Origin of the sequence: Nocardioides psychrotolerans (assembly GCF_900113685.1) — a bacterium.
Lineage (GTDB): Bacteria > Actinomycetota > Actinomycetes > Propionibacteriales > Nocardioidaceae > Nocardioides > Nocardioides psychrotolerans.
This window is the reverse complement of record NZ_FOQG01000006.1, coordinates 23,755-41,260: the sequence shown is the minus strand read 5'-3', so window position 1 is coordinate 41,260 and position 17,506 is coordinate 23,755. Positions and strand designations below refer to the sequence as shown.

Genomic DNA, 17,506 nt, shown 5'->3' with positions numbered 1-17,506 from the left:
CGTCGGCGCCGGCTGATAGAAGGGACCCATGCGCTCCCGACTGGCTTGCCTGACCGTGCTCGTGCTGCTCACGGCCGGCTGCACCTCCTCCGGTGACCCCGACGACGGCGACGGAGGTGGCCCCGCACCCGACGAGGCCGCGGTCGCCCTGGCCTCGGCGCTGGTCTCGGGCGAGCTCGCGGACGTGCCCTTCTTCGAGCAGACGTCGCAGCAGGTGAGTGCCGACTACACCGAGGTCGTCGAGGGCATGGGCGACCTCCAGCCCACCGTCGAGGCCGGTGAGGTCGACATCGTGAGCGAGGGTGGCGGCGACCGGGCCGTGGCCACGCTCACCTGGTCGTGGCCGGTCCTCGAGGGGACCGAGTGGACCTACGACAGCGAGGCCGGCCTCGCGCTGGTCGGTCAGGAGTGGCAGGTCCTGTGGGCGCGCACCGTGGTGGAGCCCTCCATCGCGGGCGCGACGACGCTCGACCTCACCCCGATCCGGGCCGCCCGAGGCGACATCACCGGCGCCCGCGGCCTCGCGCTGGTGACGCCGCGCCCCGTCCTGCGACTCGGCATCGACCGCTCGATGGTGCCGGCGGCCCGGGCCGGGCAGTCCGCCCAGCGGCTGGCGCGCCTGATCGGCATCGACGTGGCGGCGTTCGTGGAGCGGGTGGAGGCCGCGGGGGAGCTCGCCTTCGTCGAGGCGATCGTCTACCGCGCCGACGAGGTGCCGGCCGACGTCGGTCAGCTCTTCGACCAGATCAGGGGGGCACGGGCGATCGGTGACGAGGTCCCGCTCGCCCCGACGCGCGAGTTCGCAGCACCGATCCTGGGCACCGTCGGCGAGGTCACCGCCGAGATGGTCGAGCAGGACCCCGAGCGCTTCCAGCCGGGCGACCAGGCCGGGTTGTCCGGGCTCCAGGCCCGCTACGACGAGCAGCTGCAGGGGACGCCCGGCGCGGTCGTCAACGCCGTGTCCTCCGACGGCGTGGAGCGCGAGGTGTTCCGGGTCGACGGCGAGGTCGGCACCCCCCTCGAGCTGACCCTCGACCTCGACCTCCAGGTGGAGGCCGAGCGCCTGCTGGCCGACGTCGGGCCGTCCAGCGCGGTCGTGGCGATCCGGCCCAGCTCCGGAGCGATCGTGGCGGCCGCCAACGGGCCCGGCACCGAGGGGCTCAACATCGCGACCTTCGGACAGTTCGCCCCCGGCTCGACGTTCAAGAGCGTCAGCACCCTGGCGCTGCTGCGCGCCGGTCTGACGCCCGACACGGTGGTGCCCTGCACGCCGACGATCACCGTCGACGGCAAGTCCTTCAAGAACTACTCCGACTACCCGTCGAGCGCGCTGGGTCGGGTGACTTTCCGCACGGCGCTGGCCAACTCGTGCAACACCGCCCTCATCTCCCAACGCGGCAAGCTGGGCGAGCTCGACCTGTTCGACGCGGCCGCAGCGCTGGGGATGGGCATCGACCACGACCTCGGCTTCCCGGCCTACCTCGGCCAGGTCGAGCCCGCGGCTTCCGAGACCGAGAAGGGCGCCAACCTCATCGGCCAGGGCCGCGTCCTCGCCTCACCGATGAGCATGGCCACCGTCATCGCCTCGGTCCAGCGGGGTGACCTGGTCATCCCAAGCCTGCTGCCGTCCGTGGAGGTGACCCCGCCCGACGTCGAGCCGATCACCGGCACGCAGGCCGGCCAGCTGCGCAGCATGCTGCGCAGCGTCGTGACCAGCGGCAGCGGTGCCGGTCTCCTCGACGTGCCCGGACCCGAGGTGATCGCCAAGACCGGCACGGCGGAGTTCGAACGAGGCGGGCGTCTCGAGACCCACGCCTGGATGATCGCCGCCCAGGGTGATCTGGCGGTCGCCGTCTTCGTCGAGGTCGGGGCCTCGGGCTCGCGGACGGCCGGTCCGATCCTGGAAGCCTTCCTGCGCGCCGCCCGCTGAACCCCTGATTTCACGGTCTCGTGACCTCTCCGCCCTGTTCCCGCCGGCCCCGGCCCCCGTATCCTGGCGGTGGTGTCTCGGGTCCACGGCCGTCTCGCCCTGCTCACGGAGATACTCGGTCTCCTCGAGCGGGGTGATTCCGTTGCCCTCCATGGCCCTTCAGGGGTCGGCAAGAGCGCGCTGCTCGACCTGATCGAGGACCGCTTCCGCGGCGAGCGTGGCGCGGTCTCGCTGCGAGCCGGCGGCGCCGTCGACGAGCACGCCCTGCCCTTCGCCGCGCTGCGCGACCTGATGGCCCAGCTGCCCCCCGAGCTGGTCGAGACCCTCCCCGACCGCGTGCGGGGGTGCGTCGCGGCGGGGCTGGTCGGACTCGATGTCACCGACGAGCTGCGCTCCGACCTCGCGGCGGGCCTCCACGCGGTCCTCGACACCTGGTCGCACGACCACCCGGTGCTGCTGCTCCTCGACGACGTCCAGTGGCTCGACGCCGAGTCCTCGCGGGTCGTTGGCTACGCCCGACGGCGTCTGCGGGGCCGGGTGAGCGTGGCCGTCACGACGGGCGTCGGCGACAACGCCGAGATCGACGTCTCCGGCCTCTGCCACGTCGAGGTCGCACCGCTGGGCGCCGATGACATGGTCGACCTGCTGTGCGCCCACGGGCTGCGCGCCGAGGTGGCGCACAAGATCTACGTCGAGTCGGGCGGCATCCCGGCCCTGGCCCTGGCGCTCGCGGGTGCCCTCGGCACGACACCGACATTGCTCGGGCGCCCCACACCCCTGCCGACCAGCCTCGAGCGGGTGCTGCGTGAGCGCTTCCTCGCTCAGCCCGCCGACGTGCGCGACACACTCCGGGTGGCGGCCCTCCTGCACCGACCGACCTTGCGACACCTCGAGCGGGCCGGTCGCCTCGAGGGCGGGGAGCACCTGCGCCGCGCGCAGCTGGCCGGGCTGGTGACCCGGGCCGACGACACGGTCCGCTTCGCCCCGACGATGCTCCGGGGCGTGGTCGTCGAGACGATCCCGGCGGCGGAGCGCACCGCCCTGCACCTCGACCTCGCGCGGGTCGCGGTCACGCCGGGCGAGCAGCTGCGGCACCGGGCGCTGGCCGACCCCCGCCCCGACGCCGACCTCGCCCGGGCGCTGGGCGCGGCGGCCCTCGAGGCGGCCATGGGCGGCGCCCGCGAGCTGGCGGCCGAGCTCTACCTGCTGGCGGCCGACCGGGCACCGTGCGCTCTCGCGGGGGAGCGCACCGAGTGGTTGGTCAGTGCGGTCGAGACCGCGGCCCCCGGCAACCACGTCGACCTGCTCCACCGGGGGCTCACCGAGGTCCTTGAGCGCCCCGGCAGCCGGGCCCAGGCCGTGCGGGTGCGGCTCGCGATCCCCGAGCTCGCGGGCAGCGGGCCGGCCGTCCTCGACGAGGTGCTGACCGCCGCTCTGGCCGACGCTCGAGACGACGACCGGTTGGTCGCGATGGTGCTGCTCCAGCGAGCCCGGATGGCGCTGATGGAGTCCCGTCCGGCCGAGTCCGCCCGCGCGGCCGAGCGGGCGGTCGCGCTGCTCGAGGCCTCCGGCGACACCGACGACCTGGCCGTCGGGCTCACGCTGCTCGCGGTCTCGCGGCGCTGGCTGGGCCTGCCGCACGCCCGCCACCTCGCCCGCGCGGTCGCCCTCGGTGTGCCCACACCGACCGGCTACGTCCACACCTCGCCCGACTACATGGCGGCGCGCTTCGCGTTCTACGACGACCGGCTCGACGAGGCCTGGGACGGCTTCCAGGCACTGCTCGCCCAGGTCGAGCGCGCGCCGGGCATGGACCAGGTCCACGTCCTTCGCTGCCTGGTGGAAGTCGGCGCGCGCGCCGGACGCTGCCGCCAGACCACGGCGTACGCCGAGAGGGCGGTGCGCGTGGGCGAGGAGCTCGGGTTGAGCGCCCACACCGGCTGGTTCATCGCCGCCCAGGCCGAGATCGTCGGGGGAGACCTCATCCGGGCGCGCACCCTGGCCGCGCGTGGCGCGGACGCCGCCGACGAGGGCCGCGACAACCGCTACCTCCAGCGGCACCTGGTGCTGCTCGGGCAGGCGCTGCTCCGCTCCGGGGACGCCGGCGGTGCCCGTGACGCGTTCACCCGGATCCGCGACCTCGAGCAGGAGCACGGCATCACCGACCCGACCATCAACCGCTGGCAGGCCGACCTGGTGAGTGCCCTGGTGCTGCTGGGCCGGCTGGACGATGCCGAGGAGACGCTGGGGGCCGCGCGACGTGTCCTCGATGCCCGCCCCGGCACCGACGGGGTGGCTGCGACGCTCGACCGGGCCGAGACCGAGCTCCTCATCGCCAGGGGCGACCTGCCCGGGGCGGAGGTCGTGCTCGACCGGTCGGCCAAGGTGTGCGCAGACCTCGGCATGCGCGTCGACGTCGGGCGCAGCCTGGTCACCCGCGCCCACCTGGAGCGTCGGCGCCGGCGCGTGGCCGCCGCTCGCTCCGCGCTCGAGCGTGCCGACGCGGTCTTCAGCGCCCTGCACGCCCGGTCCTGGGTCGCGCAGGTGCGTGCCGAGACCACCCCCGACCGCGCCGCCGTGCCCCAGAACCTCCTCGACCAGCTCACGCCGTCCGAGGCCCGCGTGGCGCGCGAGGTCGCGGCCGGCGCCAGCAACCGCGAGATCGCCGAGCGGACCTATGTCAGCGTCAAGACCGTCGAGGCGGCGCTCACGCGCGTCTACCGCAAGCTCGGCGTGCGATCGCGCACGCAGCTGGCCACCCTGCTCGGCCCGGTCGCCGGCTGAGCGAAATGAAGAGAACCCCTCGCCGCATGGGGTCGGCAAGGGGTTCTCGGCGTCTACTTCTAGGTGCTCCCTCCGAAGTCGACAAGAATGATATTACGCCCTGACCCAAGGCGCGTCACCCGTTTCGCCGAGTTACAGGAGATGGCAGGCTGGTGGGCATGACTGGACTGGACCTGTTGCCCCCCGACCGTCGTCGGCTGCTCATCGCCGGGAGTTGGCAGGAGGCTGCCGGAGGAGAGCGCTTCGATGTCGTCGACCCGGCCGACGGATCGGTGCTGACCACGGTCGCGGATGCCTCGGCGGGTGACGCGATGGATGCCCTCGACGCCGCGGTCGCGGCCCAGGCCGACTGGGCCCGCACGCCGCCGCGTGAGCGCAGCGAGATCCTGCGGCGTGCCTTCGAGCGGCTGACCGCGCAGGCCGGCGACTTCGCCGAGCTGATGAGCCTCGAGATGGGCAAGACCGTTGCGGAGGCCAAGGGCGAGCTGACCTACGGTGCGGAGTTCTTCCGGTGGTACGCCGAGGAGGCGGTCCGCATCCACGGCCGTTGGATGCAGGCGCCGGCCGGAGGCAGCCGGCTGCTGACGATCAAGAAGCCGGTCGGTCCGTGCTTCTTCGTCACCCCGTGGAACTTCCCGCTGGCGATGGGCACCCGCAAGATCGCCCCGGCGATCGCCGCGGGCTGCACGATGGTGATCAAGCCGGCCGCCCAGACGCCCCTGACGATGCTGGCCCTCGCGGGGCTCCTCGCCGACGTCGGTCTCCCCGACGGGGTCCTCAACATCGTCACGACCACCTCTGCCGGTGAGATCGGCGAGGCCGTCATGTCCGACGACCGCCTGCGCAAGGTCAGCTTCACCGGCTCCACCGGCGTCGGCAAGGTGCTGGTGCGCCAGTCGGCCGACCAGCTGCTGCGCGTGAGCATGGAGCTCGGCGGCAACGCACCGTTCGTGGTCTTCGAGGACGCCGACGTCGATGCGGCCGTCGACGGCGCGATGATCGCCAAGATGCGCAACATGGGCGAGGCCTGCACCTCGGCCAACCGGTTCCTCGTGCACAGCAGCGTCGCGACCGAGTTCGCCGACAAGCTCGGCAAGCGGATGGGGGCGCTCACCGTCGGGCGCGGCCAGGACGAGGGGGTCGACGTCGGCCCCCTCATCGACGAGAAGGCGGTCGAGTCGGTCTCCCAGCTCGTCACCGACGCGATCCATGACGGCGCCACGGTCGTCACCGGCGGCACGGTGCCCGAGGGCCCGGGCTACTTCTACCCGCCGACCGTGCTGGTCGACGTGGCGGCCGAGTCGGCGATCAACGTCGAGGAGATCTTCGGTCCGGTCGCGGCGATCACGACGTTCGAGACCGAGGAGGAGGCGATCCGCCGGGCCAACGACACCGACTACGGCCTGGCGTCCTACGTCTACACCCGCGACCTGACCCGCACCATCCGCGTCGCGGAGTCGCTCGACTTCGGCATGGTCGGCATCAACACGGGACTGATCTCCAACCCGGCGGCGCCCTTCGGCGGGATGAAGGCCAGTGGTTTCGGGCGCGAGGGTGGCTTCGAGGGCATCGAGGAGTACCTCGAGACGACGTACGTCGCCCTGCCCGCCGGCTGAGCCGGCAGCGACCTCAGGACGGGTCGCCGGCCAACGCCCGGCCGGCGACCGTGCTGAGCCACACGTCCCAGCCCCGGTGCAGCGGGTCGCGACCGCGGACCGTGGGCCGCGCCGAGCTCCACCAGCCGACCACGTCGCCATCGGAGTCGTCGGAGCCGTCGGAGTCGGGGGAGATGAGCCGGACGACGAGGTCGCGGCCGGGCACGTCGAGGGCGTCCACGGCCGCCTCCACGAGCGGCCGCACCGGTCGGGCGAAGGCGCGCAGCGTGAAGCCTTCGGGGTCGACGGCGTCGGTCAGGGCCACGGGCAGGTCGAGCAGGACCTGGGTGTCGTGGGTCTCGAGCCGCCAGCCGGGAGCGCCGAGGGGCAGGGTGGGGGAGGCGACCGTGCGTTGCACCCGCTGGACGAGCCGCACGTCGCGAGGACCGATCCGTCCGTCGTCGACGTACGTCGATCCACCGTCGGCGAAGCGCCAGGTCGTGGCCGCGGTGCCGTAGCCGATCCGGGCCGACTCGACCACGTCGTGGAGCAGGCCGCCGGGGGTCGTCACCACGATCGTCTCCGCGCCGGGCTGGTGGGTGTGGTCGACGGTGCCGACGAGGGCGCTCTGCAGGCGCCGCCACCCGGTGACGACCGCGTCGGCCCGGGGGCCCCGGGCGACATCGCCGTCGACGACGAGGGTCGTCCGGTCAGCTCCCCGGCCGCCCTCCTCGCGCAGCGTGAGTCGGTAATCGGCGTAGTCCTCGGCTTCGGCTGCCCGGGCGACCGAGGCGACGACCGTGAGGACCTCGGCGACCGACAACCCCTCCTCGAGGTCGACCGACACCGCGCCGGCCAGGGCGGCCGACGGCGCGGAGACTCGCGAGGCGGCGACGCCGTGAATCCGGCCGATCCGGGTCTGGACGCTCTGGGCCTGGTCGATGCCGCGGCTGCACGAGACGAGCGCCGGCGCGAGGGCGGTCGCCAGGGCGAGCGCGAGCACGCACCGACTCGCGCGACCGCCCCCCGGCATCACCATCCTCCAAGTGTGGCACGCGTCGGGCTCACGGGCCTTGACTTCAAGCAACCTTGAGGTGGTCCACTCGAGGTGGCCCCGGCATCCGGTCCGGGGCCGATGAAATCGGTCGAGACTGTCGGTCTCTTCCGTCAGACTCGACGTCGAGGAGCGTGAGATGACCGACCAGGTCTGCGAGATCGGACAGACCCAGCCCGAGCCCGAGCAGCCCGAGCAGCCCCAGCGGCGGCTGCCGCGCGCCCTGACGCCGTTTCGTCACGCGGCCTACCGACGCCTCGCGGTCGCGCTGGTCCTGCAGATGTTCGCGGGCGGGGTGTGGATCGTCGCGCTCGTCTGGGAGGTCATCCGGATCGGTGGCGGGCCCGGGGAGCTCTCGCTGGTCACCACCGCCGGAGCAGTCGGGGTGCTGTTCCCGGCGCTGCTGGCCGGTGTCGTGGCCGACCGGGTGCCGCAGAAGACGATCCTGCTCTTCGTCGGCGCACTGGAGGCCGCAGGCATGACGGCCGTGGCCGTGCTCTCCTTCGCCGACCACACCGAGCTGTGGCACCTGGGGGTCGTGACGTTCGTCCTCGGGATGGCGATGGCGTTCTACTACCCGGCCTATTCCGCGTGGCTGCCCGCACTGGTGCCCAAGTCGGACCTGATGGCGGTCAACGGCTTCGAGGGCATGGTCCGACCGACCCTCGCGCAGGCGGTCGGGCCCGGGGTCGCCGGCGCGATCGTCGGCGTCGCCAGCTCCAGCGCGGCCGTCACCGTCGCCGCGGTCGGCACCGCCCTCGGCCTGCTGGCGCTGACCGCTGTGCCCAAGACCGCCGTACGCCGCGCCCCGGTCGCGGACGGCGAGGTGGGCGAGGGAGGTGCGCCGGCGCCGGGTCCGACGTCGGCGCTGGCCGACATGCGCGAGGGCTTCCTCTACATGGTGCGGACCCCGTGGCTGCTGGCGACGCTGCTGTTCGCCTCGATCATGATCCTGGCCATCATGGGGCCGCTCGAGGTGCTGATGCCGTTCCTGATCAAGGACCGGCTGGGCGGTGGCCCCGGCGACCACGCGCTCGTGCTCGCGGCCTTCGGCATCGGCGGGGCGCTCGGCTCGCTGGCGATGGCGTCGTTCCCGATGCCGCGCCGCTACCTCACGGTCATGAACGTCATGTGGGGCGTCGGGTGCCTGCCCTTCCTGGTCATGGGCATCGCGACCGCTGTGTGGCAGGTCGTCGCGGCCGCCTTCATCCTCGGCGCGATGTTCTCCGCGCCGATGGTCATCTGGGGGACGCTGCTCCAGCGCCGGGTGCCGGCGCACATGCTCGGTCGGGTCGCCTCGCTCGACTTCTTCGTCTCGATCAGCCTGATGCCGGTGTCGATGGCCCTGGCCGGCCCGGTGTCCGAGCTGATCGGGATCCGCTCCACGTTCCTCATCGCCGCGGTGGTCCCGGGCATCGCGGCGGTCGTGGCGACCGTCTGGGCCAAGCTGCCGGCCGACGAGATCGCGCACCCGCTGCGCGACTGACACGGGTGGAGCGAGCGGTCAGGCCGGGATGCCGAAGATCGGCGTCAGGCCGGAGCGCGAGGAGATGCCGAGCTTGCGGTAGGTGCGCGAGAGGTGCCACTCCACGGCCTTGATCGAGACCAGCAGCTCCTCGGCGATCTGCCGGTTCGTCAGCCCCGTGGCGGCCAGGCCGGCCACGCGGCGCTCGGTGACGGTCAGCAGCGCCAACGCCTCGGAGGTGACGCGCAACGGTGCCTCGCCCAGCCGGTCCAGCATCCGTCGTACGCGACCCTGGAGCGGCCACAGCTCCTGCTGCCCGGCGTAGATCTCGGTGCGGCGCAGCAGCTGGACGGCCTCCGCGACCGCCTCGGGGGTGGGTGTGAGCATCAGCAGACCCGCGAGGTCGGCGTCGATCTGGGCGGCCAGCCGCTCGGCGTGGACGGGCTCGAGGAGGGCGCGCGCCTCGCGGAGGAGGTCGACCCGTTGGGCGCCGGCCTGGGTGGCGGCGAGGACGCGCAGGGCATGGGCGACGACGTACGGCGACCCGTCGCGCACCGCGGCGGCGTGGTGCTCGGTCGCGCGGACCGACGCCTCTCGTGCCCGGTTGGCGCGCACGAGCACGAGGGCCTTGCCGGCCCGCCACGGCGGCTGGATCGACTCGGCCGACCCGGGCCCGTCCTGGATCGCGCGGCCGGCGGCGAGGTAGTGGGTGGCGGCGAGCTCGGGGTCGCCGAGGGCGGCCGCGATCTCTCCCTGGGCGTAGTGGGCCAGGGCGACGGACAGGACGCTCTGGTCCGGCTCCGCGCGCAGGGCGCTGAGCTCGTCGCCGAGGTCCATCGCCTCGCTCATGTCCCCCCGCGCGAGGCGGCACTCGACGAGCAGCGCGAGCATCCGGACCTCGTCGGTCCGATCGAGCTGGGCGCGGGCGTCGGGGTCGGCGGCGAGGCGGTCGAGGGCACCGAGACCGAGGGTGATGGCGCCTTCGAGCACCTGTGTCTCTGCGGCTGCCAGGCGGGTGGCCGGCGCGTTGACGGGCGCCGGGGACGCGGCGGGGGACGGCATGCGGGCAAGGCTAGGAAGCGATCTGGGGCCCCGCACCGGGTTTGACATTTTCTTGTCCGGGTGGACCAGTCATTCGCCGCCCGAGGTGCCCCAGGAGTAGTGCGGAGGCGCTACACGAAAGGTCGGGAAGCGTCGGGGCCGCGAAGCGCGTGCCCCGGTCGGAGGGGGTCACCAGGGTCCGCGCGACCGGCAGCAGTCGGTCGGCGAGCGCGTCGGGCACGGGGTGGTCGAGGCCCACCGACCACGCCACGTCCCAGCCGTGGACGGTGATCTCCAGCGCCGCGGTGAGCGCGAGCACGGAGGTGTCCAGGGCTCGGCCGCCGACCGTGACCGACGGGGGCACCTCGTGGCTCCAGGCGCCCACGAGGGCGCACGCCTTCTGCTGCAGCGTCCGCACCCGCCCGGCGGCAGGCGTCGTGGTCGTCAACCGCACCGTGCCCGTGGCTCCCTCGCCGAACGCGTCGAGCGCGTCCTCCATGTGGGCGAGCAACCGGGCCAGGTCCCACCTCTCGCAGGGCGTCCGGGCGCTGAGCCGGTCGTCGGTGACGGCCGCCAGGGCGACTCGTGTGTAGGCCAGGGACCTGTCCAGCAGCTCGACGGCTCCGTCATGTCCAGGGAGCCGGGCGAGCCGCCCGGTCATGACCCGGTCATGTCGGGGTCGGGACCGCGGACGTCGGCACGAAGTCGGCCGGCAGGTGCGTGGGCAGGCCGAACGTCTCGAAGAGCGACACGTCGAAGAACGCACCGACGCGGCGGACCTGGTCACCGACCAGCTCGAGGACCTGGAGGTGGAACGGCACGAAGGTGCCGTCGGGGGTGCGCATGTAGAGCCCGAACGCGGGCTGGCCGTTGGCGACCGTCTGGATCATCGGCATGTCGTAGGAGCCACCGGGGCACTTGCCGCCGATGAGCTGGGCGATCTGCTCGCGACCGAGGTACCACCCGACGAACGGCGGCATCTCCCACACTGCCTCGGCGGTGAGCATGCTGACGATCGTGTCGACGTCCTTGCGCCAGAACGCGTCGACGTAACGCTCCAGCAACGACAGCTGCGCCGCCGACAGGTCGGGCTCGACGGTGTCCTCGGTGAGGCCGCGTTCGGTCATCTGCGCGTGGGCGCGCTGGAGGGCGGAGTTGACGGCGGCAGGTGTGGTGTCGAGGGCCTCGGCGACCTCGGCCGCGCTCCAGCGCAGCACGTCGCGCAGGATCAGCACCGCGCGCTGGCGGGCCGGCAGGTGCTGCAGCGCCGCGACGAAGGCGAGGCGGATCGAGTCGCGTTCGGCGACGACCACGGCCGCGTCGGGGATCGGCTCGAGCCAGGCGATCTCGTGGTTCTCCTCGAGTGCGTCGCCGGCCAGCGAGTCGCTGGTGCCGAGCCCGGTCGGCAGCGGGCGGCGTGGGCGGCCCTCGAGGTTGGTCAGGCACACGTTGGTCGCGATCCGGTAGAGCCAGGTGCGCACCGACGAGCGCCCCTGGAACGCTGCGCTGGCCTTCCAGGCCCGCAGGAACGTCTCCTGGACGAGGTCCTCGGCCTCGTGGACCGACCCGCTCATCCGGTAGCAGTGCGCCAGCAGCTCACGCTGGTAGCGCTCGGTCAACCCGTCGAAGTCAGCCAGCTCGGCCTGCTTCCCCTCGACGTCCATCTGGCCGGTCGTGCCGCCCATCGCTCCGGTCCTCACTGCTGTGCCGCCCATGCCCGCTCCCTCGTGACCGCTCATTCGCGCCAGTCTGCCTTTACACACAGACCGGCGTCGACCTCGAGATTCATCGGTCAGCTGCGGCGACCAGGCGCAGGGCCCGCTCGGCCGCGGGCACGGCGAGGACGCGGTCCTCGGGCACCAGGCCGACCCGCGTGCGTCGGTCCAGCAGGTCGGCGACGTCGGCGGCGCCCTCGTGGGTCACCCCGAAGAGCAGCTCGGCGAGCGTGACCGGGATGCGCTCGGAGACGGGCGCGAGCAGCTCGTCGTCGTCGAGCCCGCTGACCTCGCGGGCGGAGGCGAGGACCAGGTCGGCGTCGGTGCCGTAGCGGCGTACCAGCCGGGCCGGCGCCTCGAGCGCGGCGAGCACCGGCCGCGGGGCCGCGCCGAGCAGGGGTAGCGTCCTCGTGCGGCAGGCCCGGGCGACCAGGCCGGACCCGGCGACCGCGGCGTCGACGGCGTCCTCGGCCATCTGCCGGTAGGTCGTGAGCTTGCCGCCGACGATCGTGACGACACCGGTGGAGCTGGTGAGCACGGCGTGCCGGCGCGACAGGTCGGCGGTGCTCCCGGCCCCGTCCTGGGAGGAGGTGTCGAGCAGCGGACGCAGCCCGGCATAGGCCCCGACCACGTCGGAGCGGTGGAGCGGCCGGGCGAAGGCGGCGGAGACGACGTCGAGCAGGAAGCCGATCTCCGGCTCGGAGGGCTCGGGCACGTCAGGGATGTCGCCCTCGACGGGCACATCGGTGAGACCGACGTAGATCGTGCCGTCGGCCTGGGGGAGCACCAGCACGAAGCGGTTGCGTTCCCCGGGGATCGGCGCGAACACCGACACGGTCAGCCCCGGCAGCGACTCCTGCCGCAGCACCAGGTGGGTGCCGCGGCTCGGTCGCAGCGTCACCTCCTCGACCAGGTCGCCGGCCCAGACCCCGGTCGCGTTGACCACGGCCCTGGCGGTGATCGTGGAGACGGCGCCGGTGAGCTCGTCGCGCAGCTCCACGGACGTCCCGGTCGCCGAGAGCACGCGGGCGTGCGTGCGGACGTGGGCGCCGTACGACGTGGCGGTGCGGGCGATGGTCGTCACCAGCCGGGCGTCGTCCTCGAGCTGGCCGTCCCAGGAGAGCAACCCGCCGCGCAGGCCGGCCGAGCGCAGCGCCGGGGCCATCGCCAGCACCTCGGTGGCCGAGAGCCGACGGGGGGAGGGCAGCGTCTCGGCGTCGGTGCGCGCGGCTCGACGCAGCAGGTCGCCGGCGACGAGCCCGGCGCGGGTGAGCGCGGCCTGGGCCCGGGTCATCGAGGAGCCGAGCGGCACCAGCATCGGCATGGCGCGGGTGAGGTGGGGCGCGGTGACCTCCATCAGGATCCCGCGCTCCACGGCGCTCTCGTGGGCGACGCCGATCTGGCCGTTGGCGAGGTAGCGCAGGCCGCCGTGCACCAGCTTGGACGACCAGCGCGACGTGCCGAAGGCGAGGTCGTGGGCGTCGACGGCGAGCACGCTCAGGCCACGGGTGACCGCGTCGAGCGCGACCCCCGCGCCGGTGACGCCGAGCCCGATGACGACCAGGTCGACCTGGGTGGGCGCGTCGACGAGGCCCGGGGTGATGACGGGCCTGGTCGGGACGAGGAGGCTCACGGGCGCAGGACCCGGGTGAGGAGGAGCGAGAGCTCGGCGTCGATCTCGTCGGCGGTGACGTCGTCGTCGACCATCGTGTGGGCCGAGAGCACGAAGCCGTGGGCGGCGAGCAGGAGGCCCCGGGCGATCGCGACCGGGTTGCCCGGCCGGACCTCGCCGGCGGCCTGCGAGGTGGCGATCGCGTCACAGGTGATCGAGAGGATCAGGTCCTGCGAGCGGCCGCGGCGGGAGAAGACGTAGGGGAGGATCAGCTCGGGGTCGAGCTCGATGATCCGCAGGAAGAGCTCGTTGTCACGCAGCACGCGCACCGTGCCGACGATGCCCTCGACCATCCGCTCGACGGCCGGCTGGGCCGGGTCCTCCGCGGCGACGGCCGACTGGACGACACCGGTCCACTCGCGCGTCATCAGGTCGCCGAGCAGCTGGGGCATGTCGGACCAGGTGCGGTAGATCGTCATCCGCGACACTCCCGCGCGGCGCGCGACCTCGGTGAGCGTCGTACGCCGCCAGCCCACGTCGAGGATGCAGGCCCGGGCCGCGTCGAGGTAGCCGTCGCGCGGCTGGTCGCCGCCCGTCGGGGGGTTGTTACGAAGTGACGTCATGTGTCACACTGTAACACATGACCCGATTCGTGCAGTCCGAGATGCACCCCCACCGCTGGGGCAGCCCCGACGCCGCGACCGCCCTCCCGGAGGCCGCCCGAGGCCTCATCGAGATGGCCTTCGGCATCGACGAGCGGCCCGCCACGCCCGCCGCCGCGCCGCCGGTCGGCGCCCTCGCGAGCGACCTGCTCGACGCGCTGCGTTCGGTCGTCGGCCCCGAGCACGTGCTCGTCGACGACGAGACCCGTCGCCTGCGCACCCGCGGCAAGTCGACACCCGACCTGCTGCGCGCCCGCAGCGGTGACCTCAGCGACGCCCCCGACGCCGTCTGCCGCCCTGCGACGCACGAGGAGGTCGCCGCCGTGCTCGCACTCGCCGTCGAGCACCACCTCGCGGTCGTCCCCTTCGGAGGCGGTACGTCGGTCACGGGTGGGCTGGTCGCCCGTCGTGAGGGCTATGCCGGGCTGGTGTCGCTCGACCTGGTGCGGATGAAGCGGCTCCTCGCCGTCGACCACGTCTCGATGACCGCCACGCTCGAGCCCGGGCTTCGCGGACCCGAGGCGGAGTCGTTGCTGGCCGAGGAGGGGCTCACGCTCGGCCACTATCCCCAGTCCTTCGAGTACGCCACGATCGGCGGCTTCGCCGCGACCCGCTCCAGCGGCCAGTCCAGCGCCGGCTACGGCCGCTTCGACGCGATGGTGGTGGGCCTGCGGGTCGCCACCCCCCGCGGCGAGCTCGCGCTCGGCAGCTCCCCCGCCAACGCCGCCGGTCCCGACCTGCGTCAGGTGGTCCTCGGCTCCGAGGGCGCCTTCGGTGTCATCACCGCGGTCACCGTGCGCGTGCGCCCGCTGCCGGTCGAGAAGGTCTACGAGGCCTGGAGCTGGCCGTCGTTCGAGGCCGGTGCCGACGCGATGCGCGCCCTCGCGCAGGGCCTGCTGCTCCCGACCGTGCTGCGGCTCTCGGACGAGCACGAGACCGCGATCAACCTTGCCAGGCCCGACGAGATCGGCGGCGACGTCGATGGTGGCGTCGATGGCGACGCGGCCGGCGGTTGCGTGATGATCACCGGCTACGAGGGCGAGCCCGCGGCCAACGCCGCCAAGCGTGCGGCCGTCACCGCCGTGCTCGACGCCCTGGGCGGCACCTGCCTCGGCGAGACGCCCGGCCAGGCGTGGGCCCACGGTCGGTTCAACGCTCCCTACCTGCGCGACTCGCTGCTCGACGTCGGCGTGCTCGTCGAGACGATGGAGACCGCGACCTTCTGGTCCAACCGCGACCGGCTCTACACCGCGGTGAAGCAGGCTCTCGAGACCGAGCTGGGTGAGGGCACGCTGGTGCTCTGCCACATCTCCCACGTCTACGAGACCGGCTGCTCGCTCTACTTCACCGTCGCCACCAAGGAGGCTGCCGACCCGCTGCGGCAGTGGCTCGCCGCCAAGGCCGCCGCTAGCGACGCGATGATGGCCGTCGGTGCGACGATCACCCACCACCACGCCGTCGGCAGCGACCACCGGCCCTGGCTGACCCAGGAGATAGGTGAGCTGGGCGGCTCGATCCTGCGGGCGATCAAGGCCGACCTCGACCCGACCGGCATCCTCAACCCGGGGGTGCTCATCCCGTGAACGCCCTCCACCTGCGCAACTTCACGCTCCTGGTCAACCCCGCGTCCGGTGGCGGCGCCGCACCCGACGCGGTCGTCCCGGTCGCCCAGCAGCTGCGCGAGGCCGGCTGCCGCGTCGACGTCACCTACTCTCCTGGGCCCAAGGCGATGGACGCGCTCGTCGGTGCCGCGGTCGACCGCGGCGACGTCGTCGTGTCGGTCGGTGGCGACGGCATGCTGTCCTCGCTCGCCGGCGCCGTGTCCCTGCGCGGTGGCACCCTCGGCCTGCTCCCGGCCGGCCGCGGCAACGACTTCGCCCGGATGCTCGGCGTGCCCGACGACCCGCGCGACCAGGCACGGCTGCTCCTCGAGGGCGTCGTACGACGGGTGGACCTGCTCTCCCTCACCCTCGGCGACGCAGGTCCCCGCCGGGTGGCCGGCTCGGTCTACTCCGGCGTCGACGCGCGCGCCGGAGAGATCGTCGACACCGCGCACTGGCTGCCCAAGCAGCTCCAGTACCCCTACGCCGCGCTGCGCGCCCTCGCGACCTACACCCCGGCCCGCTACCGCGTCTCGGTCGACGGCGAGGTGCGCCACTACGACGCCGCCAACGTGGTCGTGGCCAACTCCTCGTTCTACGGCAAGGGGATGAAGATCGCTCCTCACGCCACCCTCGACGACGGCCTGCTCGACATCATCGTCATCGAGGCCGCCGGCAAGCTCGACCTGATGCGGTCGCTGCCGAAGGTCTACGACGGCCGCCACGTCGAGCTCGACCAGGTCACGGTCCTCACCGGCCGCCGCGTCGAGATCTCGGCCGATGCCCGGGTGCCCGTCCCGGTCGGCGGCGACGGCGAGCCGCTCGGCGTGCTGCCCGCTCTGTCCGCTGCTCCTGCTGTCGTCGAGATCCTGCCCGGCGCGCTGGCGGTCATCGCCTGAGCCCCATGTAACACGCAGTTACCCCATCTACCCGCCCGCTGCAACGGGCGGGTAGATGGGGTAACTGCGTGTCACAACATCGCCCGCGCCCACCGCGACCGCCGACCTCTACAGCCGCAGGTCGAACGTGAAGGCCGAGCACTCGTGGTCGAGGCGGGCCAGGATGACGCGGGCGGCGGTCTGGAGCTCGGGCAGGCCGGGCGCCTGCGCCCACGACTCGCCCCAGATGACGATCGCCTCGAAGAGGTCGCGGCCGAGGCCCAGCCGCGCGTAGAGGTAGTCGTAGTCCGCCGGAAGCGCACCTTCGGCATCGTGCAGCGCGAAGGACCCGGCGCCGGACCCGGTCAGGCGAAGCTCGGTGCCGACGATCTCGCGCTCGTCGCCGGCGTCAGGACCGCCTGCCTCGAGGGCACGGGTCGAGCCCGACTCGCCGGTGCGCGAGTCGCGCAGGCCGGCGAAGGTCCAGACCAGCAGCTCGGTCGGGAGCGCGGCGGTGACCGAGACGCCGACCGCGTCGCGGATCAGGAAGGCGTCGCCCTGCGAGAGCGGCTCTGCCATCGACGAGCGGGTCAGCGCGCCGGTGGCGACGAAGACGTGCACGCCGTCGGCGTCGGGCAGGTCGAGGGTCACGCCGGCGTCGAGCCGGGCCACGAGGAACGTCGCGCTCGCAGAGTCGATCCGGACCGGGGCGTCGACCTCGCCGGAGGCGACCACGACCAGCTCGTTGGGGACCAGCGGCACCGCCCCCACGTCGTACGACGGGTCCCCGCCGGAGTGGTCGGGCGTCAGCCAGACCTGGACGAAGCGGGTCGGGCCGTCGGCGTGGGAGTGCTCGGCGTGGTCGACGCCCGCCCCGGCCGAGAGACGCGCGACCGTGCCGGTCCCGACGCGCACCGGCTCCGCGCTGGAGGGTTCGCGGTGCTCGAGCGCCCCCGACACCATCCAGCTCACGATCTCGAGGTCGGCGTGGCGGTGGGTGTCGAAGCCCTGCGACGAGCCGAGCAGGTGGTCGTCGTGGCAGACCATCGGGCCGAAGCCGAGGTGGTCGGGGTCGTAGTGCTGGCCGAACGCGAAGGCGTGGTGGGTGATCCGTCCCGGAGCCTTGTCGACGAAGCGTGCGGAAGCCCTGCGGATCTCGACGGTCACGG

At 73.2% G+C, this 17,506-nt stretch carries 13 protein-coding genes; 6 read left to right on the top strand and 7 right to left on the bottom strand.

Going from position 1 to position 17,506, the window contains the following annotated elements; all coding sequences use genetic code 11:
* Positions 1-28 precede the first annotated feature (28 nt).
* The 3 genes from BM204_RS08860 to BM204_RS08850 all read left to right on the top strand — a co-directional run bounded on the left by BM204_RS08860 (position 29) and on the right by BM204_RS08850 (position 6,330).
* Positions 29-1,930 (top strand): penicillin-binding transpeptidase domain-containing protein, encoded by a 1,902-nt coding sequence (locus BM204_RS08860; protein ID WP_091112207.1) that lies wholly within the window; start codon positions 29-31, stop codon positions 1,928-1,930.
* Positions 1,931-2,002: 72 nt separating this feature from the next.
* Positions 2,003-4,714, top strand: coding sequence for a helix-turn-helix transcriptional regulator (locus tag BM204_RS08855; RefSeq protein ID WP_143099697.1), 2,712 nt, complete (start codon positions 2,003-2,005; stop codon positions 4,712-4,714).
* A 158-nt stretch (positions 4,715-4,872) separates the two neighbouring features.
* On the top strand, positions 4,873-6,330 hold the full coding sequence (locus BM204_RS08850; RefSeq protein WP_091112632.1) for an NAD-dependent succinate-semialdehyde dehydrogenase: 1,458 nt from the start codon (positions 4,873-4,875) through the stop codon (positions 6,328-6,330).
* A gap of 13 nt (positions 6,331-6,343) precedes the next feature.
* On the opposite strand, the gene BM204_RS08845 is transcribed toward BM204_RS08850, so the two are convergent.
* Positions 6,344-7,348: a hypothetical protein gene (locus BM204_RS08845; protein ID WP_143099696.1), complete on the bottom strand. Its 1,005-nt coding sequence runs from the start codon at positions 7,346-7,348 to the stop codon at positions 6,344-6,346.
* A gap of 154 nt (positions 7,349-7,502) precedes the next feature.
* On the opposite strand from BM204_RS08845, the gene BM204_RS08840 reads away from it, so the two are divergent.
* On the top strand, positions 7,503-8,849 hold the full coding sequence (locus BM204_RS08840; RefSeq protein WP_091112200.1) for an MFS transporter: 1,347 nt from the start codon (positions 7,503-7,505) through the stop codon (positions 8,847-8,849).
* 18 nt (positions 8,850-8,867) lie between these two features.
* Here BM204_RS08840 and BM204_RS08835 read toward each other — a convergent pair whose 3' ends face one another.
* From BM204_RS08835 to BM204_RS08815, 5 genes are read right to left on the bottom strand one after another with little or no spacing between them, the layout of a single operon-like run.
* The gene (locus tag BM204_RS08835; protein ID WP_091112199.1) at positions 8,868-9,890 is read right to left on the bottom strand and encodes a LuxR family transcriptional regulator; all 1,023 of its coding nucleotides are present in this window, start codon (positions 9,888-9,890) and stop codon (positions 8,868-8,870) included.
* Positions 9,891-9,900: 10 nt separating this feature from the next.
* Positions 9,901-10,530, bottom strand: coding sequence for a maleylpyruvate isomerase family mycothiol-dependent enzyme (locus tag BM204_RS08830; RefSeq protein ID WP_091112194.1), 630 nt, complete (start codon positions 10,528-10,530; stop codon positions 9,901-9,903).
* A gap of 7 nt (positions 10,531-10,537) precedes the next feature.
* The gene (locus tag BM204_RS08825) at positions 10,538-11,608 is read right to left on the bottom strand and encodes a sigma-70 family RNA polymerase sigma factor (protein WP_246166513.1); all 1,071 of its coding nucleotides are present in this window, start codon (positions 11,606-11,608) and stop codon (positions 10,538-10,540) included.
* Between the two features lie 46 nt (positions 11,609-11,654).
* On the bottom strand, positions 11,655-13,217 hold the full coding sequence (locus tag BM204_RS08820; protein ID WP_091112192.1) for a glycerol-3-phosphate dehydrogenase/oxidase: 1,563 nt from the start codon (positions 13,215-13,217) through the stop codon (positions 11,655-11,657).
* Positions 13,214-13,819: a TetR/AcrR family transcriptional regulator gene (locus BM204_RS08815; RefSeq protein ID WP_091112190.1), complete on the bottom strand. Its 606-nt coding sequence runs from the start codon at positions 13,817-13,819 to the stop codon at positions 13,214-13,216. The genes BM204_RS08820 and BM204_RS08815 overlap by 4 nt, the downstream gene beginning before the upstream one ends.
* A gap of 17 nt (positions 13,820-13,836) precedes the next feature.
* Between BM204_RS08815 and BM204_RS08810 the strand changes: the two genes are divergently transcribed.
* Both BM204_RS08810 and BM204_RS08805 read left to right on the top strand, forming a co-directional pair.
* A complete protein-coding gene (locus BM204_RS08810; RefSeq protein WP_246166511.1) occupies positions 13,837-15,441 on the top strand; it encodes an FAD-binding oxidoreductase in 1,605 nt (534 codons plus the stop codon).
* A complete protein-coding gene (locus tag BM204_RS08805; protein WP_091112187.1) occupies positions 15,438-16,358 on the top strand; it encodes a diacylglycerol/lipid kinase family protein in 921 nt (306 codons plus the stop codon). The genes BM204_RS08810 and BM204_RS08805 overlap by 4 nt, the downstream gene beginning before the upstream one ends.
* A 108-nt stretch (positions 16,359-16,466) precedes the next feature.
* Here BM204_RS08805 and BM204_RS08800 read toward each other — a convergent pair whose 3' ends face one another.
* Positions 16,467-17,504 (bottom strand): pirin family protein, encoded by a 1,038-nt coding sequence (locus tag BM204_RS08800; protein WP_170259279.1) that lies wholly within the window; start codon positions 17,502-17,504, stop codon positions 16,467-16,469.
* Between the last annotated feature and the right edge of the window lie 2 nt (positions 17,505-17,506).

Excerpts from the sequence above, each read along its gene's own strand:
- BM204_RS08860 (WP_091112207.1), top strand. The coding sequence starts at position 29 with ATGCGCTCCCGACTGGCTTGCCTGACCGTGCTCGTGCTGCTCACGGCC.
- BM204_RS08850 (WP_091112632.1), top strand. The coding sequence starts at position 4,873 with ATGACTGGACTGGACCTGTTGCCCCCCGACCGTCGTCGGCTGCTCATC.
- BM204_RS08845 (WP_143099696.1), bottom strand. The coding sequence starts at position 7,348 with ATGGTGATGCCGGGGGGCGGTCGCGCGAGTCGGTGCGTGCTCGCGCTC.
- BM204_RS08840 (WP_091112200.1), top strand. The coding sequence starts at position 7,503 with ATGACCGACCAGGTCTGCGAGATCGGACAGACCCAGCCCGAGCCCGAG.
- BM204_RS08835 (WP_091112199.1), bottom strand. The coding sequence starts at position 9,890 with ATGCCGTCCCCCGCCGCGTCCCCGGCGCCCGTCAACGCGCCGGCCACC.
- BM204_RS08830 (WP_091112194.1), bottom strand. The coding sequence starts at position 10,530 with ATGACCGGGCGGCTCGCCCGGCTCCCTGGACATGACGGAGCCGTCGAG.
- BM204_RS08825 (WP_246166513.1), bottom strand. The coding sequence starts at position 11,608 with ATGAGCGGTCACGAGGGAGCGGGCATGGGCGGCACAGCAGTGAGGACC.
- BM204_RS08815 (WP_091112190.1), bottom strand. The coding sequence starts at position 13,819 with ATGACGTCACTTCGTAACAACCCCCCGACGGGCGGCGACCAGCCGCGC.
- BM204_RS08810 (WP_246166511.1), top strand. The coding sequence starts at position 13,837 with ATGACCCGATTCGTGCAGTCCGAGATGCACCCCCACCGCTGGGGCAGC.